Annotated in this window: 18 protein-coding genes; 17 read left to right on the forward strand and 1 reads right to left on the reverse strand. The window is 39.4% G+C overall.

Annotation, left to right across the window (positions count from 1 at the left end):
• Nucleotides 1-139 precede the first annotated feature (139 nt).
• The 12 genes from sdhC (at nt 140) to ybgE (ending at nt 14,475) form a co-directional block, all read left to right on the forward strand.
• The gene (gene sdhC, locus H1225_RS02970) at nt 140-520 is read left to right on the forward strand and encodes a succinate dehydrogenase cytochrome b556 subunit (RefSeq protein ID WP_129586864.1); all 381 of its coding nucleotides are present in this window, start codon (nt 140-142) and stop codon (nt 518-520) included.
• Complete coding sequence (gene sdhD / locus H1225_RS02975) at nt 514-858, forward strand: succinate dehydrogenase membrane anchor subunit (RefSeq protein ID WP_006537664.1); 345 nt, start codon at nt 514-516, stop codon at nt 856-858. The genes sdhC and sdhD overlap by 7 nt, the downstream gene beginning before the upstream one ends.
• Entirely contained in the window at nt 858-2,624 is a 1,767-nt protein-coding gene (sdhA, locus tag H1225_RS02980; protein ID WP_006537663.1) for a succinate dehydrogenase flavoprotein subunit, read from the forward strand. The genes sdhD and sdhA overlap by 1 nt, the downstream gene beginning before the upstream one ends.
• Nucleotides 2,625-2,660: 36 nt before the next feature.
• The gene (locus H1225_RS02985; protein ID WP_006537662.1) at nt 2,661-3,377 is read left to right on the forward strand and encodes a succinate dehydrogenase iron-sulfur subunit; all 717 of its coding nucleotides are present in this window, start codon (nt 2,661-2,663) and stop codon (nt 3,375-3,377) included.
• A 243-nt stretch (nt 3,378-3,620) separates the two neighbouring features.
• Entirely contained in the window at nt 3,621-6,425 is a 2,805-nt protein-coding gene (sucA, locus tag H1225_RS02990; protein ID WP_072062918.1) for a 2-oxoglutarate dehydrogenase E1 component, read from the forward strand.
• A gap of 13 nt (nt 6,426-6,438) precedes the next feature.
• Nucleotides 6,439-7,644 (forward strand): 2-oxoglutarate dehydrogenase complex dihydrolipoyllysine-residue succinyltransferase, encoded by a 1,206-nt coding sequence (odhB, locus tag H1225_RS02995; protein ID WP_072062917.1) that lies wholly within the window; start codon nt 6,439-6,441, stop codon nt 7,642-7,644.
• Between the two features lie 161 nt (nt 7,645-7,805).
• A complete protein-coding gene (gene sucC, locus H1225_RS03000; RefSeq protein WP_006537658.1) occupies nt 7,806-8,972 on the forward strand; it encodes an ADP-forming succinate--CoA ligase subunit beta in 1,167 nt (388 codons plus the stop codon).
• Nucleotides 8,972-9,841 carry a succinate--CoA ligase subunit alpha gene (sucD, locus tag H1225_RS03005; RefSeq protein ID WP_006537657.1) on the forward strand — a complete coding sequence of 290 codons (870 nt, stop codon included), beginning with the start codon at nt 8,972-8,974 and terminating at the stop codon, nt 9,839-9,841. Before sucC ends, sucD begins: the two co-directional genes overlap by 1 nt.
• Before the next feature lie 1,486 nt (nt 9,842-11,327).
• The gene (gene cydA / locus H1225_RS03010) at nt 11,328-12,893 is read left to right on the forward strand and encodes a cytochrome ubiquinol oxidase subunit I (protein ID WP_006537655.1); all 1,566 of its coding nucleotides are present in this window, start codon (nt 11,328-11,330) and stop codon (nt 12,891-12,893) included.
• Between the two features lie 14 nt (nt 12,894-12,907).
• Nucleotides 12,908-14,065, forward strand: coding sequence for a cytochrome d ubiquinol oxidase subunit II (gene cydB / locus H1225_RS03015; RefSeq protein ID WP_006537654.1), 1,158 nt, complete (start codon nt 12,908-12,910; stop codon nt 14,063-14,065).
• Nucleotides 14,066-14,077: 12 nt separating this feature from the next.
• Nucleotides 14,078-14,191, forward strand: coding sequence for a cytochrome bd-I oxidase subunit CydX (gene cydX, locus H1225_RS03020; RefSeq protein ID WP_072062915.1), 114 nt, complete (start codon nt 14,078-14,080; stop codon nt 14,189-14,191).
• Entirely contained in the window at nt 14,191-14,475 is a 285-nt protein-coding gene (gene ybgE, locus H1225_RS03025) for a cyd operon protein YbgE (RefSeq protein ID WP_006537652.1), read from the forward strand. The genes cydX and ybgE overlap by 1 nt, the downstream gene beginning before the upstream one ends.
• Before the next feature lie 91 nt (nt 14,476-14,566).
• Here ybgE and H1225_RS03030 read toward each other — a convergent pair whose 3' ends face one another.
• Nucleotides 14,567-15,454 carry a LysR family transcriptional regulator gene (locus H1225_RS03030; protein ID WP_161748420.1) on the reverse strand — a complete coding sequence of 296 codons (888 nt, stop codon included), beginning with the start codon at nt 15,452-15,454 and terminating at the stop codon, nt 14,567-14,569.
• A gap of 89 nt (nt 15,455-15,543) precedes the next feature.
• Here H1225_RS03030 and H1225_RS03035 point away from each other — a divergent pair, with 89 nt between their 5' ends.
• From H1225_RS03035 to tolR, 5 genes are all read left to right on the forward strand, one after another.
• The gene (locus H1225_RS03035; protein WP_161671365.1) at nt 15,544-16,914 is read left to right on the forward strand and encodes an MFS transporter; all 1,371 of its coding nucleotides are present in this window, start codon (nt 15,544-15,546) and stop codon (nt 16,912-16,914) included.
• Nucleotides 16,904-17,311, forward strand: a complete 408-nt coding sequence (locus tag H1225_RS03040) for a DUF4440 domain-containing protein (protein ID WP_109847467.1) — start codon at nt 16,904-16,906, stop codon at nt 17,309-17,311. The genes H1225_RS03035 and H1225_RS03040 overlap by 11 nt, the downstream gene beginning before the upstream one ends.
• Before the next feature lie 309 nt (nt 17,312-17,620).
• Nucleotides 17,621-18,016 carry a tol-pal system-associated acyl-CoA thioesterase gene (gene ybgC / locus H1225_RS03045; RefSeq protein WP_006537646.1) on the forward strand — a complete coding sequence of 132 codons (396 nt, stop codon included), beginning with the start codon at nt 17,621-17,623 and terminating at the stop codon, nt 18,014-18,016.
• The gene (tolQ, locus tag H1225_RS03050) at nt 18,016-18,702 is read left to right on the forward strand and encodes a Tol-Pal system protein TolQ (RefSeq protein ID WP_036912094.1); all 687 of its coding nucleotides are present in this window, start codon (nt 18,016-18,018) and stop codon (nt 18,700-18,702) included. Before ybgC ends, tolQ begins: the two co-directional genes overlap by 1 nt.
• A gap of 22 nt (nt 18,703-18,724) precedes the next feature.
• Nucleotides 18,725-19,150, forward strand: a complete 426-nt coding sequence (gene tolR, locus H1225_RS03055) for a colicin uptake protein TolR (RefSeq protein ID WP_023581195.1) — start codon at nt 18,725-18,727, stop codon at nt 19,148-19,150.
• Nucleotides 19,151-19,175: the final 25 nt, after the last annotated feature.

The raw sequence follows: 19,175 nt of genomic DNA on the forward strand, positions 1-19,175 counted from the left end.
CCAGCGTAACGAATCCACAATTTTTGTAAAATAGACGGATTTAACATTTTACTTAAAATGTGCCTTTGTACCCCATTCGCTGTTTGATTTCCATCCAGGTCCGGAGGAAGGAAAAATTATAAAAGCTGTGTGGGCATAAATTGTGAAAAAACAAAGACCTGTCAATCTGGATTTACAGACGATACAGTTTCCACTCCCTGCTATCGCATCGATCTTGCATCGTGTCTCTGGTGTTATTATGTTAGTCGCAGTTGGCATCTTACTGTGGTTACTTGGCACCTCTCTCTCTTCTCCTGAAGGTTTTCAGCAAGCGGCTGAAATAATGACTGGTTTCTTCGCAAAATTTATTTTGTGGGGCATCCTAACGGCATTGGCATACCATATTTGTGGTGGTATTCGTCATATGTTGATGGACTTCGGCTTTATTGATGAAACCTTGATTGTCGGTCGCAACTCAGCGGCTGCATCAATGGTTATTACTGTTATTTTATCAATATTGGCGGGGGTATTAGTATGGTAAGTAATTCTTCTACTTTAGGCCGTACTGGCATACAGGATTGGTTATTCCTTCGTGCTTCAGCCATTATTATCGTTTTATATGTTCTTTATCTTGTGGGATTTATTGCTACAACAGAAATAACCTATGAGGTATGGCGTGGGTTTTTTAGCTCATCCTTAACCAAAGTGTTCACCATCTTGACGTTGCTTTCTATTCTTATTCACGCGTGGATAGGAATGTGGCAAGTGTTAACGGACTATATTAAACCGCTGGCATTACGCCTGACTTTACAACTGATTATTGTTGTTGCGCTGTTGGTTTATCTTATTTATGGAACAATTGTGGTGTGGGGTGTGTAATGAATCTGCCAGTAAGAGAGTTTGATGCTGTTGTTATTGGTGCGGGTGGTGCCGGTATGCGTGCCGCTTTACAGATTTCTCAAATGGGTCTGTCTTGTGCACTGATTTCTAAAGTTTTTCCCACTCGTTCTCATACTGTTTCCGCTCAAGGTGGTATTACTGTTGCGCTAGGTAATACTCATGAGGATAACTGGGAATGGCACATGTACGATACGGTAAAAGGTTCCGATTATATTGGTGACCAAGATGCTATCGAATATATGTGTAAAACCGGCCCTGAAGCAATTTTAGAGTTGGAACATATGGGGCTCCCATTTTCTCGACTAGATGATGGTCGTATTTATCAGCGTCCATTTGGTGGTCAGTCAAAAAACTTTGGTGGTGAACAAGCTGCGCGTACAGCGGCGGCTGCTGACCGTACTGGACACGCATTATTGCATACCCTTTATCAGCAAAATTTAAAAAATCACACAACCATCTTTTCAGAGTGGTATTCACTGGATCTAGTGAAAAACCAAGATGGCGATATTGTTGGATGTACTGCAATTTGTATCGAAACGGGTGAAGTTGTTTATTTCAAAGCAAATGCCACAATTTTAGCGACTGGCGGTGCGGGTCGTATTTACCAGTCAACTACAAATGCGCATATCAACACAGGTGATGGTGTAGGTATGGCGGTTCGCGCAGGTGTTCCTCTGCAAGATATGGAAATGTGGCAATTCCACCCAACCGGTATTGCGGGTGCGGGCGTATTGGTGACCGAAGGTTGTCGTGGTGAAGGCGGATATCTGTTAAATAAAGACGGTGAACGCTTTATGGAACGTTATGCACCAAACGCCAAAGATCTTGCCGGCCGCGATGTGGTTGCTCGTTCTATTATGATCGAAATTCGTGAAGGTCGTGGTTGTGATGGTCCTTGGGGACCTCATGCGAAATTGAAACTTGATCACCTCGGTAAAGAAGTTCTTGAGTCTCGTTTACCGGGTATTCTTGATCTTTCTCGTACTTTCGCACACGTTGACCCAGTTAAAGAGCCAATCCCTGTTATACCTACTTGTCACTATATGATGGGGGGTATTCCAACAAAAGTAACGGGTCAAGCTATTCGTGTGAACGAGAAAGGCGAGGACGTGGTTATTCCTGGACTGTTCGCAGTTGGTGAAATTGCTTGTGTATCTGTTCATGGTGCAAACCGCTTAGGTGGTAACTCGTTGTTAGACCTCGTTGTATTTGGCCGTTCAGCAGGGGTGCACTTAAAAGAATCACTGATGGAACAAGGCACAATGCGTGATGCGAGCGATTCTGATATTGAAGCTGCATTAACTCGCTTAAATCGCTGGGAAAATAACCGTTCTGGTGAAGATCCAGTTGAAATCCGTAAAGCACTGCAATCTTGTATGCAGCATAACTTCTCGGTATTCCGTGAAGGTGATGCAATGGCAAAAGGCTTAGAAGAACTGAAAGTGATTCGTGAGCGCTTACAAAATGCACGACTGGATGATAATTCAAGTGAATTCAATACACAGCGTATTGAATGCTTAGAATTAGATAACTTGATGGAAACAGCTTATGCCACCGCGGTATCTGCAAACTTCCGTACAGAAAGCCGTGGAGCTCATAGCCGTTTCGATTTCCCAGAACGTGATGATGCTAATTGGTTATGCCATACATTATATCAACCGCAAACCGAAACAATGACACGACGTGAAGTCAATATGCAGCCGAAACTGCGTGAAGCTTTTCCACCAAAAGTGCGTACATATTAATTAGCGGTGTTATTGAAGTTGCGGAGACTTTTAAATATGAAACTTGAATTTTCGATTTATCGTTACAATCCCGACGTTGATAATGCGCCGCATATGCAAGATTACACCCTAGAAGTTCCTGAAGGGCGTGACATGATGCTGTTGGATGCATTAATTCAATTAAAGGAAAAAGATCCTACCTTATCGTTCCGTCGTTCTTGTCGTGAAGGTGTTTGCGGCTCTGATGGTGTGAACATGAATGGTAAAAATGGTTTGGCTTGTATCACACCTATTTCATCTTTACAGAAAGGAAGTAAGAAAATTGTGATCAGACCGTTACCTGGTTTACCAGTAATTCGTGATTTAATAGTGGATATGACTCAGTTCTATACACAGTACGAGAAAATTCGTCCGTATTTAATTAATAATGGCAAGAATCCTCCTGCTCGTGAGAACTTACAGTCACCAGAACAGCGTGAAAAGCTTGATGGGCTTTACGATTGTATCCTTTGTGCTTGTTGTTCAACCTCTTGTCCGTCATTCTGGTGGAATCCAGATAAGTTTATCGGACCTGCTGGATTGTTAGCTGCATATCGTTTCTTAATTGATAGTCGCGATACAGAAACAGAATCTCGCCTTGATGATCTTAACGATGCGTTCAGTGTGTTTCGTTGTCATGGCATCATGAACTGTGTCAGCGTATGTCCTAAAGGACTCAATCCAACAAAAGCGATTGGCCATATTAAGTCGATGTTGTTAAAACGTAGTGCATAAAATAATAACCGCCCTAAAATAGTTAGGGCGGTTAATGGAAAAACTAAGTTAGACGTTTGCGGTAAATAGTAAGGCACCTTTAAACACTGTTAGACAGTGCTTAAAGGTTCCTTGAGAGCTAAAGCTCCATATTTAAAGAACCTGCGAGATAGCGGGTCATAAGAGAACCTTGCAATCGACACCGTTTAATCACGGTATTAGTTATCCACGGCGAACTAAAGCTGTATAGCTTAAGGGATCATAATGCAGAACGGCGCAATGAAGGACTGGCTAGAATCAACCTTTCTAGCAGGAGAGAATCAGTCTTACATAGAAGATATCTATGAAGACTACCTAACTGACCCAAACTCTGTTGACGAAAGTTGGAGAGAGATTTTTCAACAACTGCCCGCAAGTCAAGGCATAGAACAGTCGCATTCTCAAACCCGCGACTATTTCAGACGCCTCGCAAAAGAATCCACTCGATATCATACCTCGGTAAGCGATCCGGCAATGGACTCAAAACAAGTGAAAGTTTTGCAGCTCATTAATGCCTTCCGTTTTCGTGGTCACCAAAACGCTAATCTCGATCCGCTTGGTTTATGGAAACAAGAATCTGTGCCAGATTTAGATCCAGCTTTCCATAATCTAACTAAAGAAGACTTTGAAGAAACCTTCAATGTCGGTTCTTTTGCTATCGGCAAAGAAACGATGAAGTTAGGTGATTTATATGAAGCACTGAAACGCATTTACTGTGGTTCAATCGGTGCTGAATATATGCATATCACTAATACTGAAGAAAAACGCTGGATACAACAACGTTTAGAATCAGTGAATGTAGCAGACCAATTCACGAAAGAAGAAAAGTTACGCTTCCTGACAGAGCTAACCGCAGCTGAAGGTTTAGAGCGCTATTTAGGCGCGAAATTCCCAGGTGCAAAACGCTTCTCTTTAGAAGGTGGTGATGCATTAGTTCCGATGTTAAAAGATTTAATCCGCCATGCTGGTAAACAAGACACTCGTGAAGTGGTTCTTGGTATGGCGCACCGCGGACGTTTAAACGTGCTGGTTAATATCTTAGGTAAAAAACCGGCTGATTTATTTGATGAATTTGCGGGTATTCATAAAGAACATTTGGGAACAGGTGACGTTAAATATCACCAAGGTTTCTCATCTGATTTTGCGACTGAAGGCGCTCAAGTTCATCTCGCATTAGCTTTTAACCCATCTCACCTAGAGATTGTTAGCCCAGTTGTCATTGGTTCTGTTCGTGCTCGTCGAGATCGCTTAGATGAAGCGCGTAGCAATATGGTTCTTCCTATCACTATTCATGGTGATGCGGCTGTGACAGGTCAAGGTGTTGTGCAAGAAACCCTGAATATGTCTCAAGCGCGTGGCTATGAAGTCGGCGGTACAGTTCGTATTGTTATCAATAACCAAGTTGGTTTTACGACTTCAAATCCAAAAGATGCCCGTTCAACACAATACTGTACTGATATTGTGAAAATGGTTCAGGCACCAATTTTCCACGTTAATGCAGATGATCCTGAAGCGGTTGCTTTTGTCACTCGCCTAGCATTAGATTTCCGTAATACCTTTAAACGTGATGTTATGATTGATCTCGTTTGTTACCGTCGTCATGGTCACAACGAAGCGGATGAGCCAAATGCGACTCAGCCTCTGATGTATCAAAAAATCAAAAAACACCCAACACCACGTAAAATTTATGCGGATAAACTGGTTGCTCAATCATTGCTTGATGCCAATGATGTGACAGAGATGGTTAATCTCTATCGCGATGCGTTGGATCGGGGTGATTGTGTTGTTGAAGAATATCGCCCAATGGGGCTGCATTCTTACACATGGGAACCGTATTTAAATCACGAATGGAATGAAGAGTATCCACATAAAGTAGAGAAAACGCGTTTACAAGATTTAGCGCGTCGTGTGAGTACCGTTCCTTCAGAAATCGTGATGCAGTCTCGGGTTGAGAAAATTTATGCTGACCGTGCTGCTATGGCTGAAGGAGAGAAACTACTCGACTGGGGGGCAGCAGAAACATTAGCGTATGCAACTTTAGTTGATCAAGGTATCACCATTCGACTTTCTGGTGAAGATGCGGGACGCGGCACATTCTTCCATCGCCATGCCGTTATTCATAACCAAACAAATGGCTCTGTTTATGTACCATTAGCTAATGTTCATAATGCTCAAGGACAATTTAATGTCTGGGACTCTGTATTAACAGAAGAAGCAGTACTTGCATTTGAATATGGTTATGCCACAACAGAACCTCGTGGTTTAACGATTTGGGAAGCACAATTTGGTGACTTCGCAAACGTTGCTCAAGTGGTTATCGACCAATTCATTAGCTCAGGTGAGCAAAAATGGGGTCGTATGTGTGGTTTAGTCATGTTGTTGCCACACGGTTATGAAGGCCAAGGCCCAGAGCACTCTTCTGCACGTTTAGAACGTTATCTGCAACTGTGTGCAGAACAAAATATGCAGGTTTGTGTGCCGTCAACTCCGGCCCAGGTTTATCATATGTTACGCCGTCAAGCGTTACGTGGCATGCGTCGCCCACTTATCGTAATGTCACCAAAATCACTGTTACGTCATCCATTAGCGGTTTCTGCGTTAGATGAATTAGCCAATGGTAAATTCTTACCGGTCATTGGTGAAATTGATGATTTAAAACCAGCTGATGTGAAACGTGTTGTGATGTGCTCAGGTAAGGTTTACTACGATTTATTAGAGCAGCGTCGTGCTAATGAACAAAACAACGTTGCCATTATTCGTATTGAACAACTGTATCCATTCCCACACGAAGATATTGCGCAAATTCTGGCACCTTACTCCCATGTGAAAGATTTCGTTTGGTGTCAAGAAGAGCCTTTAAATCAGGGGGCTTGGTATTGCAGCCAGCATAATTTCCGTGATGCGATCCCTACGGGTGCAACATTACGTTATGCAGGACGTCCTGCATCAGCCTCTCCAGCTGTTGGTTATACCTCTGTTCATCAGGAGCAACAAAAAGCTCTGGTTGAAGACGCACTGAAAGTTGAATAAATAAGGATAGAAAATGAGTAGTGTAGACATTCTAGTACCGGATCTCCCTGAATCAGTTGCTGACGCATCGGTCGCAACTTGGCATAAAAAACCTGGTGATAGCATTCAACGCGATGAAGTGCTGGTTGAAATCGAAACAGATAAAGTTGTTTTAGAAGTTCCTGCAAGTGAAGCTGGTGTTTTAGAAAGCATTCTTGAAGAAGAGGGCGCTACTGTTGGTTCACGCCAATTGCTAGGTCGTATTCGTTTAGGTGATAGCACTGGCATTCCTGCTGATGTGAAACCTGCTCAAGATAGTACGCCAGCACAGCGTCAAAGCGCGGATATTGCTGCAAAAGACAATAATGATGCCTTAAGTCCAACAGCACGTCGCTTAGTGGCTGAACACGATATTAACCCTGCGGATGTGAAAGGTAGCGGTGTAGGTGGACGTTTAACTCGCCAAGATATCGAAGGCCATGTTGCGAATAAGTCAACGGCACAACCTGTAGCAGAAGTTCCTCAAGCACCGTTATCTCACCGTAGCGAAAAACGTGTACCAATGACACGTTTACGTAAACGTGTAGCAGAACGTTTATTAGAAGCGAAAAACACCACTGCAATGTTGACAACATTTAACGAAATCAACATGCAACCAATCAAAGAGTTACGTGCTCAGTATGGTGAAGCATTCGAAAAACGTCACGGTGTACGTTTAGGTTTTATGTCTTTCTATATTAAAGCCGTTGTTGAAGCCCTGAAACGTTATCCAGAAGTGAACGCTTCTATTGATGGCACTGATGTGGTTTATCACAACTACTTCGATATCAGTATTGCAGTATCGACACCACGTGGTCTGGTAACACCAGTATTACGTGATGCGGATGCAATGAGCATGGCCGATATTGAGAAAAATATCAAAGCATTAGCTGTAAAAGGTCGTGACGGTAAGTTAACTGTTGAAGACTTAACTGGCGGTAACTTCACTATCACAAATGGTGGTGTTTTCGGTTCATTAATGTCAACTCCAATTATCAACCCACCACAAAGTGCCATTTTAGGGATGCATGCTATTAAAGATCGCCCAATGGCAGTAGATGGCCAGGTTGTTATTCTACCAATGATGTATCTGGCTCTGTCTTATGACCACCGTTTAATTGATGGTCGTGAGTCTGTCGGTTTCTTAGTAACCGTTAAAGAGATGCTAGAAGATCCAGCTCGTTTATTACTTGATGTATAGGTAATAGATATCGCTTTTAGGCAGGAGATGCTCCTCCTGCCTACTTAGCAACAGACACAAGCATCAAAGAAGTACAGTGTGTTCGTGAAGCCAGATTTTACTGGCTTATAGTCAAAAAAATAAGAAAGCCCGACTTTCAACAAGATTATGGATAGAACATCATGAATTTACACGAGTATCAGGCAAAACAGCTTTTCACACGGTATGGATTACCAGCACCTGCTGGTTTCGCCTGCACTACACCGCGTGAGGCAGAAGAAGCTGCATCAAAAATTGGTCAAGGCCCTTGGGTCGTGAAATGTCAGGTTCACGCGGGTGGACGTGGTAAAGCGGGCGGCGTAAAAGTCGTTAAATCTAAAGAAGAGATCCGCGCATTTGCTGAACAATGGTTAGGCAAGCGTTTAGTCACTTATCAAACAGATGCTAATGGTCAGCCTGTTACACAGATTTTGGTTGAAGCAGCAACTGATATTGCTAAAGAACTTTATCTTGGTGCGGTTGTTGACCGTGGTACCCGTCGCGTTGTCTTTATGGCCTCAACAGAAGGCGGCGTTGAAATCGAAAAAGTGGCGGAAGAAACGCCAGAACTTATTCATCGCGCAATTATTGATCCACTGACAGGCCCTATGCCTTATCAGGGACGAGAATTAGCATTTAAACTGGGTTTAAAAGGCAAGCAAGTCAGTCAATTTGCTAAGATCTTTATGGGATTAGCCTCTATTTTCTTAGAGCGTGATCTTGCGCTAATTGAGATTAACCCTTTGGTTATCACTAAAGAAGACGATCTGATTTGTCTTGATGGTAAATTAGGCGTAGATAGCAACGCGTTGTATCGTCAACCAGAAATGCGTGAAATGCACGATCCTTCACAAGAAGATCCTCGTGAAGCACAAGCGGCACAGTGGGAACTGAACTACGTTGCATTAGATGGCAACATTGGTTGCATGGTCAATGGTGCAGGTTTAGCAATGGGTACTATGGATATTGTTAAACTTCACGGTGGCGAACCCGCTAACTTCCTCGATGTAGGTGGTGGTGCAACAAAAGAGCGTGTAACTGAAGCATTTAAAATTATTTTGTCAGATGAAAATGTCAGTGCTGTATTAGTCAACATTTTCGGCGGTATTGTTCGTTGTGACTTAATCGCAGACGGTATTATTGGCGCAGTTGAAGAAGTTGGCGTTAATGTTCCTGTGGTTGTTCGTCTCGAAGGAAACAATGCAGAGTTAGGCACCAAAAAATTAGCGGATAGTGGATTAAATATTATCGCAGCTAAAAGCTTAACTGATGCCGCGAAACAAGTTGTTGCAGCAGCGGAGGCAAAATAATGTCTATTTTAATCGATAAAAACACCAAAGTAATTTGCCAAGGTTTTACTGGTAGCCAAGGAACATTCCACTCTGAGCAAGCAATTGCTTATGGTACACAAATGGTCGGTGGTGTTACACCAGGTAAAGGCGGCACTACGCACTTAGGCTTACCGGTATTCAATACAGTGCGTGAAGCCGTTGAAGCAACAGGTGCAACTGCGACAGTTATCTATGTACCGGCGCCATTTTGTAAAGATTCAATCTTAGAAGCGATTGATGCAGGCATCAAACTAATTATTACTATTACTGAAGGTATTCCTACGCTGGATATGCTGACTGTTAAAGTGAAATTAGATGAAGCTGGCGTGCGTATGATTGGCCCTAACTGCCCAGGTGTTATCACTCCAGGTGAATGTAAGATTGGTATTATGCCTGGCCACATTCACTTACCAGGTAAAGTAGGTATTGTATCTCGTTCAGGTACATTAACTTATGAAGCTGTTAAGCAAACAACAGACGTTGGCTTAGGTCAATCAACTTGTGTTGGTATCGGTGGTGACCCAATTCCGGGTTCTAACTTTATTGATATTCTGAAGCTTTTCCAAGAAGATCCACAAACAGAAGCGATTGTAATGATCGGTGAGATTGGTGGTACAGCGGAAGAAGAAGCGGCCGCTTATATCAAAGATCACGTTACTAAGCCGGTTGTCGGCTATATTGCTGGTGTAACAGCGCCTAAAGGCAAACGTATGGGACATGCGGGTGCAATTATTGCTGGTGGTAAGGGCACCGCAGACGAGAAATTTGCTGCTCTTGAAGCTGCTGGTGTGAAAACTGTCCGTAGCTTAGCTGATATCGGTGAAGCAATTAAATCACTGATCAAGTAAGTAACAATTCTGTTAATAATTTCAGATTAATACTATCTAAAATGCCAGTTTCCAAAAAAGAAGCTGGCATTTTTATTTCTAGTTTCATTTAACAGCTTATATAAATAGCTAGTATTGTAATTAACATATCAATACCTTGCCTAAATTTACGCTAATAATTTGTTTTATATTATCTTTTTTAAAAATTGATCTGTATGCGAAAACGCATTTTTCTATTTATTTACTTTATTGTCGATCCTAAAAATAATGATAAAAACCATAAACAAGTCTCTTGGATTGTTAAAAATAATATTTTAAATACGTGTTTTGAATGAAAAGAGTGTCATCTAGAAAAAATGAACATTTGTTTTATGGTGTTTTCAATACTAGGTTCTTCTATAAATATCGTAATAATTAGCGTTAAATTTATACAAGGATCACCCTGTAACGCTGATTTTTACTAAGAATATAAGACGGTTAAGCATGCTAATGAATGCATAAAGAAGAGAAGGAGGCAAGCTCTTTGGTAGGAAAAAATACCTTTCTATTATACAAAACATCAAAATGACGATTAAAGTCAGATTATGTTCTATTTATCGTTATAAGAATTGATAATAAGAAGTTGGTATTATCTCGAAGAACATTTTGTTTAAATAAGAAAAAATAATAAAAAAGTTTTCGTATTATTTCTCATGTCGTTCAATGATTGACTTATTTAAATTATCTATCTTATTGATTTATTTGTGGTTATTTGTTTTTGTGTAAATGGCTGTTTTGTATTTTGTCAGCTAAATATGGATTTATTGTACTTTTTCTATTTAGAATAAAAAAGAGGTTATAAAAAATAATATTAGGAATAAATAAGCAAGATTAGACTTTTTCATATATCTTTGTTAGATCAAAAATTGAGAGTATTTTTTTTATATATACATTTTTGTAAATTTCAACTTATTAATTAATAGCTTATTTTTTTAAAATATTTATTATTTACCTGCAAAAAAATAAAATTGATATTAAAATTAATAAAACACAATTAAATGTGTTTATTTTTAAGTCTTTTATGAAAATAAAAAGTTAATTTTATTATGGAAGTTATAAGGAGGTAAATAACACTCAAAAATAAAAACAACATTGCATTAACACAATGGTAACTATTGGGCAATTTATTCGCAACTAGTTAACATTAAAGTGTTTTTTTGATGTGGGTCAAGTTATTAATTGTGGAAAAAAATTCTGAATATGCTTAAATTGGCACACGATCAAATATGCTGTTACAAACCTAAAAGTCGTATTGTTGACCTAAGCTCAAAATTCAAATCTGGGTCACGCAAAATATATTTATTATATGTAAATATAAGCGTACTATTTGTAAGGTATTGTGTTTTTGGTCTTTAATATTCGTTGTTGTTTTTAGAGGCATTTATTGCTGGTAGTTATGAGGCTTTATAATTTAATAAAGTCGGGTTGCCGCAAGTCGGTGTCTTCCTGCTAGGAGCAAGGAGTCAAGATGTTTGATATTGTCGAACTGTCACGGTTACAGTTTGCCTTAACAGCAATGTATCACTTCCTGTTTGTCCCATTAACGCTGGGTATGGCGTTTATGCTGGCAATCATGGAAACGATATATGTTCTGTCGGGTAAACAAGTTTACAAAGATATGACAAAGTTCTGGGGTAAGTTATTTGGTATTAACTTTGCTCTGGGTGTCGCAACTGGATTGACCATGGAGTTCCAATTTGGTACTAACTGGTCATATTTCTCTCATTACGTCGGTGATATCTTCGGTGCACCTTTAGCAATCGAAGGTTTAATGGCGTTCTTCTTAGAATCAACTTTCGTCGGGTTGTTCTTCTTTGGTTGGGATCGCTTAGGTAAGAAGCAACACTTGATGGTAACTTGGTTAGTTGCTTTCGGTTCTAACTTCTCTGCTCTGTGGATCCTTGTTGCGAATGGTTGGATGCAAAACCCTGTCGCTGCAGACTTCAACTTTGAAACCATGCGAATGGAAATGTTGAGTTTTGCTGATCTGGTTTTAAACCCTGTCGCTCAAGTTAAATTTGTTCACACCGTTGCTGCTGGTTACTGTACTGGTGCATTCTTTGTTCTGGGTATCAGCTCTTACTACCTGCTCAAAGGTCGTGATATCGGTTTTGCAAAACGTTCTTTCGCAGTTGCTGCTACTTTTGGTATCGCAGCTGTATTATCTGTTATCGTGCTGGGTGATGAATCTGGTTACGAAATGGGTGACGTACAGAAAACCAAATTGGCTGCGATTGAAGGTGAATGGCATACAGAACCCGCTCCAGCTGCATTTAATCTGATTGCATTCCCTAATCAAGAAAAAATGGAAAACTCGTTTGCATTACAAATCCCTTATGTCATGGGTATTATTGCAACGCGTTCTTTCGACACACCTGTATTAGGCCTTAATGATCTGATGAGTCAGCACGAAGTTCGTATTCGTAATGGTATGAAAGCTTACGAATTATTAAGCGAATTACGCGCAGGTAATACTGATCCTGCTATTCGTGCAGCATTTAATGATACTAAACAAGATTTAGGCTACGGCTTATTACTGAAGCGTTATACTGATAAAGTTGTTGATGCAACAGAAGAGCAAATCAAATCTGCTGCAAAAGATACTATTCCTAATGTCGCACCATTGTTCTGGTCGTTCCGTATCATGGTCGCTTCAGGCTTCCTGATGTTACTAGTTGTTGCGATTTCCTTCTGGACAGTTCTGTCTAACCGCATTGGTAACTATAAATGGTTACTGCGTGCTGCTCTGTTTAGTATTCCATTACCATGGATCGCAGTTGAAGCAGGTTGGTTTGTTGCAGAATATGGACGTCAACCATGGGCGATTGGTGAAATCCTGCCTACGGCTGTAGCAACTTCTTCATTGACACAGGCTGATATCCTAGTATCTATGGGACTTATCTGTGGTCTGTATACACTGTTCCTAATTGCTGAAATGTTCCTGATGTTCAAATTTGGTCGCCTTGGGCCGAGCAGCCTGAAGACGGGTCGCTATCACTTTGAACAGAAGACAGCTTCTTCTCAAAGTAAGTAACACAGGAGTCCACTATGTTTGATTATGAAGTATTGCGATTTGTTTGGTGGCTACTGATTGGTATCTTACTAATTGGCTTTGCAGTCACTGACGGTTTTGATATGGGTGTTGGTGTGTTACTACGCGTTATCGCGAAAGATGACACTGAACGCCGTATTTTGATTAACTCTGTTGCACCTCACTGGGATGGTAACCAAGTATGGTTAATCACAGCAGGTGGTGCATTATTCGCTGCATGGCCAATGGTTTATGCTGCAGCATTCTCGGGTTTCTATTTTGGTATGATTTTCGTACTGGCGGCTTTATTCTTCCGCCCAGTGGGTTTTGATTATCGTTCTAAACTGGAATCTCCAAAATGGCGTGGTATGTGGGATTGGGGTATCTTTATTGGTAGCTTCGTTCCACCATTAGTTATCGGTGTTGCTTTTGGTAACCTGTTACAAGGTGTACCTTTAGAAGTCGATAGCATGCAACGTGTATCTTATAATGGTACGACTAATGCGCTGATCAACCTGTTAAGTCTGTTAAACCCATACGGTTTATTAGCGGGTGTGGTTAGTTTAATGATGATTGTTGCACATGGTGCAAGTTATCTTCAAATGCGTACAACTGGTGAATTACATGAGCGTACTCGTAAAACAACGTACATTACCTCATTAATTACTTTCATCGCATTCGCATTAGCAGGTGTATGGTTAATCTATGGTATCGATGGCTTTATTATTACAAGCGCTATTGATACAGCTGGTCCATCATCTCCACTACTGAAAACCGTTTCTCATGAAGCAGGTGCTTGGATGACTAACTACAACAATTATCCTGTGTTATGGGTATTACCGGCCTTAGGTCTGTTATCTCCATTACTGGCGATTGTTGCAACTAAAGCAAATAAAGGGGGTTGGGCATTCCTGTTCACTTCACTGACAATTGCGGGTGTTATCCTGACGTGTGGTGTGACCATGTTCCCATTTGTGATGCCTTCAAGCACTTTCCCAGATGTGAGCTTAACTATGTGGGATGCAACTTCTAGCCTGTTTACTCTTCAGGTGATGACAGTTGTTGCGATTATCTTTGTACCTATCGTTCTCCTTTACACCATTTGGTGTTACTGGAAAATGCATGGTCGCCTCGATAAGAAATTTATCGAAGGCAATAATCATACTCTGTACTAAGGAGCATAGAGAATGTGGTATTTTACATGGCTTCTCGGAACGCTCTTCGCTTGTAGTATTGCGGTGATCGCAGGACTGGCTTTCGAGCATGCTGAAGCGAAAAAAGCTTCAGAAAGTGAAGAATAATGTTGGATAAAAGCTACCAACTATTAGACAAGGGCCCTATTAGGGCTCTTGTTTTAATCATGGCGTTGGTAATGGCATTTTGTGTCATGTGGGACCCTAGCCGATTTGCCGCGAACACAAGTTCACTGGCAATTTGGCAAGGTGTCCTTCTTATTTGGTCTGTATGTGCTGGAGCAACTTTTGGTCTAGCATTCCGTCCTAAGCATGTTGTTGCAAAATGTTTATTACATCCAATCCCTGCAATTATTATTTTGGTTGTTGGGCTAATTTACTTTTTCTTCTAAGAAAATACCTTATTTCTACTCAGTGTATGAAAAAGAAATAAGGTATTTTATTTTCTAAATATCCTTGCTACATTCGTTCACTTTTCTAACGTTATAGCTGGATATTTTCTTTTAAGTAATCAATAAATAAACGTGTTTTTCTTGGGATATATTCACTATAAGGGAAAATAATATTAACGGATTGTGTTAACAAAGAAATATCAGGAAACAGCACAACTAATTTCTCTTCCAATAATTCTTGATGAATGAACCAATATGGTAAAATAGCCATTCCTGTATGCGAAAGTACCATTTTTTTTAATGCCGAAATAGTATTAGTTTCAAAATAAGCATTTTGAGATAACTGAGAGAGTAAGATATTAAATTCTAAAGATGGTGAAAGTTTACTTTGACGTAAATTACTATTTGCTAAATAAGGAATAACCTTTAAGTCGTCGATAGTTTTTATTGAGAATTTCTGTAATAAACCAGGGGAAATAACCAAACTTATCTTATAATCAGCCAGCTTTGTAGATCGGTAATTGCTATCTTTCAATGTACCAAGTCGAATAGCGAGATCAAGCTTATGGTTTATTAAATCCTCAATAGAAGAATTAAATGCATATTGTATTTTTAGCTTTGGGTGTAACTGTATAAATTGATTGAGTAATGGCAAAATATAGTGTTCACCAAATTCAGTTGTTGAACTTAATCGTAACGATCCTTGCAGCTCTTGTTGTCCTAATCGCGCCTTATCCAAAGTTTGTTCTAACTGACTTAACACAAGACGAAAGTCTTGATAAAGCATTTCTCCCGTTTCTGTCAGTGAAAATCGTCGTGTATTACGATTGAGTAAAGAGACATCCAATTCTGTTTCTAATGCTTTGATATGAATACTCACCATCGATTTACTTAGGCGCAAATATTTTGCTGCTTGAGTAAATGAACCGGTATCAACAACAGCAATAAAAGAGCGAATTCGATCAATTTGATTTTGCATGATTGTTTACTCTGATTAAACAATAAATTCTATTTTGTCAGATAGACGAAATTCGTCAATATTCCGTACTCTATGTGCGGAGGATTTTTATGACTTACCGCTATCGAATTGCATCTATATTTTTGCTGGGCTTTTTTATCGATTGTATTAACATTTTTATGTCAGCCATTGCATTACCTGCAATAGCCAATGATATGCAGATCTCTATCGTTTCTGTTACATGGGTTTCAAATAGTTATATTCTGGGATTAACATTAATTATTCCCTTGAGTCACTGGTTATCTCAACGTTTTGGAATTAAAGCATTGATGGTAACGTCAATGTTGATGTTTAGTTTATCGGTCGCATTAGTCGGATATTCTCACGCTTTCAGCGAACTTATTTTTTGGCGCTTTATTCAAGGTGTGAGTGGTGGACTGCTAATCCCAATCGGACAAGCATTAACTTTTCAATATTTTCAAGGACATGAAAGAAGCAAAATATCAACGATCATTATGGCGATAGCTTTGATTGCACCGGCAATATCACCGACATTAGGTGGATTTATTGTTGATGTTGTTTCGTGGCGTTGGGTTTTTTATAGTAATATTCCATTCTCATTGTTAACTGCGTTTCTGGCCTTTATCTGGGTAAAAGAGCCTTTACCTAAAGAAAATGTTATACCTGATATTAAAGGGATCATTCTTATTAGTTTGATCATTGTATCTGGATTGTTCGCATTATCTGCTTATGGTGAATATCACTCAACATTATTTGCCTTAGTGATTGCCGCACTTTCAACAAATTTTGCTGTACTTTATTATTACCATTATCGGCATCATTCATCGCCGGTTATTAATTTAGCATTATTAAAAAATAGAAATCTATCACTCTCTATTTTTATTTATTACTGTATTCCAGGTGTTTTTACTGGGGTGAATATTCTCGCTATTTTTTATTTACAACAATATTTAAAATTTACTGCTCAAGGAACAGGTTTTTTCATGTTGTTGTATGCACTGGGTGCTTTTATTTCAATGACAATAAGTGGTGCACTTTATAATAAATTAGGTATGAAATATTTATTTATAATTGCATTGCTATTGCACAGTATTGGTATTTCTTTATTAACATTTGTAAATAGTAATACAGATATTCCATTACTGATTATTGCCTATCTAATTATCGGAGTGGGTGGGGGGATTGGTGCTAACACCGCTCAAACCACAGCGTTGTATGACTTTAGTACACAAAAATTAGTTCAAGCAAGTATTATTTGGAATATTAATAGACAAGTTGTTTTTAGTATCGGGGCAACTATGGTTGCTATGTTATTTAATATTCTTTCTCTTTTTTGTTTACCACAAACAGCTTATAGCATGACCTTTTTAATATGTGCATTGATAGGCATATTACCTCTTACTTTATTATTTACAATAAAGAAAAAAGTGATTACACAGGAAACACAAGATGAATTTTAATACTGACTCAATTATAGAAAGCATTAAATCTTTGCATGATGAGATTGAAACAGTTTTTACACAATACCCACTATCAGTTGATGCCATTACAAAAATAGAAAACCTTTTATCTCAAGAGTTTTCAATGGTAGGGATCAGTGGGAAAGCAGTGAGTTATGATGACGTTATCGCGATGTTCAGACAAAATGCAGGAAAAAGACGTGGTCTGAAAATACAAACGAGAGATTATAAAATAATTTATCAGTCAGATTGTTTGGCGCTTGTCAGATATCAAGAAATACACAGTGAAAATAAGAAAATTCTTATGCGCGAATCTGTAGTGTTATTGAGACGTAATTCTCATGATGAGTGTTGGCAATGGCACTATCTTCATGAAACTCCAATCGTAAGTAATTAATTGATTTATATATAAAACCAGTTTTTAACTGGTTTTTTTCTGTCATTAAAAATAATACTATTAAATTAAACAATCTATGAATTTCTAATTAGCAAGCATTTTTATGCTGTCTTAATAAAAATATTTTTTCTATTCAGAGCACAAAGCATATTGCGTGTTGCAAAGAAGAGTTTATGATTGGCGCCTGAAAACTGCGTTTTCTATTCTTTACGTTACTACGATTCCCTTAGAGCGACCTCTTAAGTATAGTTAGATAACCTATAGCTACATTATTTATGGACTTAACTCGGGAAAGGTAATGGAGGTAATATGCAGTTTCTTTGGCCTGTTCGTGTTTATTATGAAGATACTGATGCCGGTGGTGTTGTTTATCATGCCAGTTATCTGAAATATTTTGAACGCGCTAGAACTGAACTACTCAGAGAAAAAGGTTTTCATCAGCATGATTTACGGGAGTATGATCATGTTGTATTTGTTGTACGTAAATTATCAATAGAATATATTGCGCCAGCTCGACTTGATAATCTTTTGCAAGTAGAAAGTGAAATTACCACATTGCGTGGTGCTTCAATGACATTTTCTCAAAAGATTATTAATGAAGATGGTTGTGTATTATGTAGCGCAGAAGTGCTTGTTGTCTGCGTAGATTCATCAAAAATGAAGCCAGTAGCGCTTCCCAAGTCCATTATCGCGGAGTTTAAGTAGTGGCTGACATGAATGTTATCGATCTCTTTCTAAAAGCAGGGCTTTTAGTTAAGTTGATCATGTTGCTTTTAATCGGATTTTCTATTGCATCTTGGGCGATTATTATTCAGCGAACTAAAGTTCTGAATGCCGCCGATCGTGAAGCTGCAGATTTTGAAGATAAATTCTGGTCAGGTACTGATTTGGCTCGTTTATATAAAGATAGCCAAGCTCGCCGTGATGAATTATCTGGCTCAGAGCAAATTTTTCATTCTGGCTTTAAAGAATTTGCCCGTTTGCATCAAGCAAGCGTTCATGCTCCTGATGCAGTTGTTAATGGGGCATCAAGAGCAATGCGTGTTTCTTTCAATCGTGAATTAGAATCTTTAGAAACTCATATTCCTTTCCTCGGCACTGTTGGTTCTATCAGCCCATATATTGGTCTGTTTGGTACAGTATGGGGAATTATGCATGCATTTATTGCATTAGGTAGTGTTAAACAAGCAACATTACAAATGGTTGCTCCCGGCATTGCTGAAGCGTTGATTGCAACAGCTATCGGTTTATTTGCGGCAATCCCCGCAGTTATGGCTTATAACCGGTTTACGCAGCGTGTAAATAAACTGGAACAAAGTTACGATAACTTTATGGAAGAGTTCCTGACGATTTTACATCGCCAAGCTTTTGCCTCCGCAGAAAAGAAATAGTTAACGCAGAAGGAGAGAGCTGATGGCACGGGGTCGCAGTAGCCGCCGAGGCGTAAAATCAGAGATTAACATTGTTCCTTTGCTCGACGTATTATTAGTACTGTTACTTATTTTCATGGCAACGGCACCTATTATCTCGCAAAGTGTTGAAGTTGATCTTCCTGAAGCAACAGAGACACAAACTGTTTCAAGTAGTGATAACCCTCCTGTGATTGTCGAAGTGGCAGGGGTTGGGCAATACAATATTCGTGTTGATCAGGAAGTATTAGAATTATTACCACAAGAACAGATTATGGCTGAAGCTAAACGACAACTGGAAAAAAATCCGAAAGTTGTATTTCTTATTGGCGGTGCTAAAGATGTTCCTTATGATGAGATAATTAAAGCGCTCAACATGTTACGTCAAGCAGGTGTTAAATCTGTAGGTTTAATGACTCAACCTATGTAATTAGGTTGAAATAAGTTTGGATAAT

Origin of the sequence: Proteus penneri (assembly GCF_022369495.1) — a bacterium.
Taxonomy (GTDB): domain Bacteria; phylum Pseudomonadota; class Gammaproteobacteria; order Enterobacterales; family Enterobacteriaceae; genus Proteus; species Proteus penneri.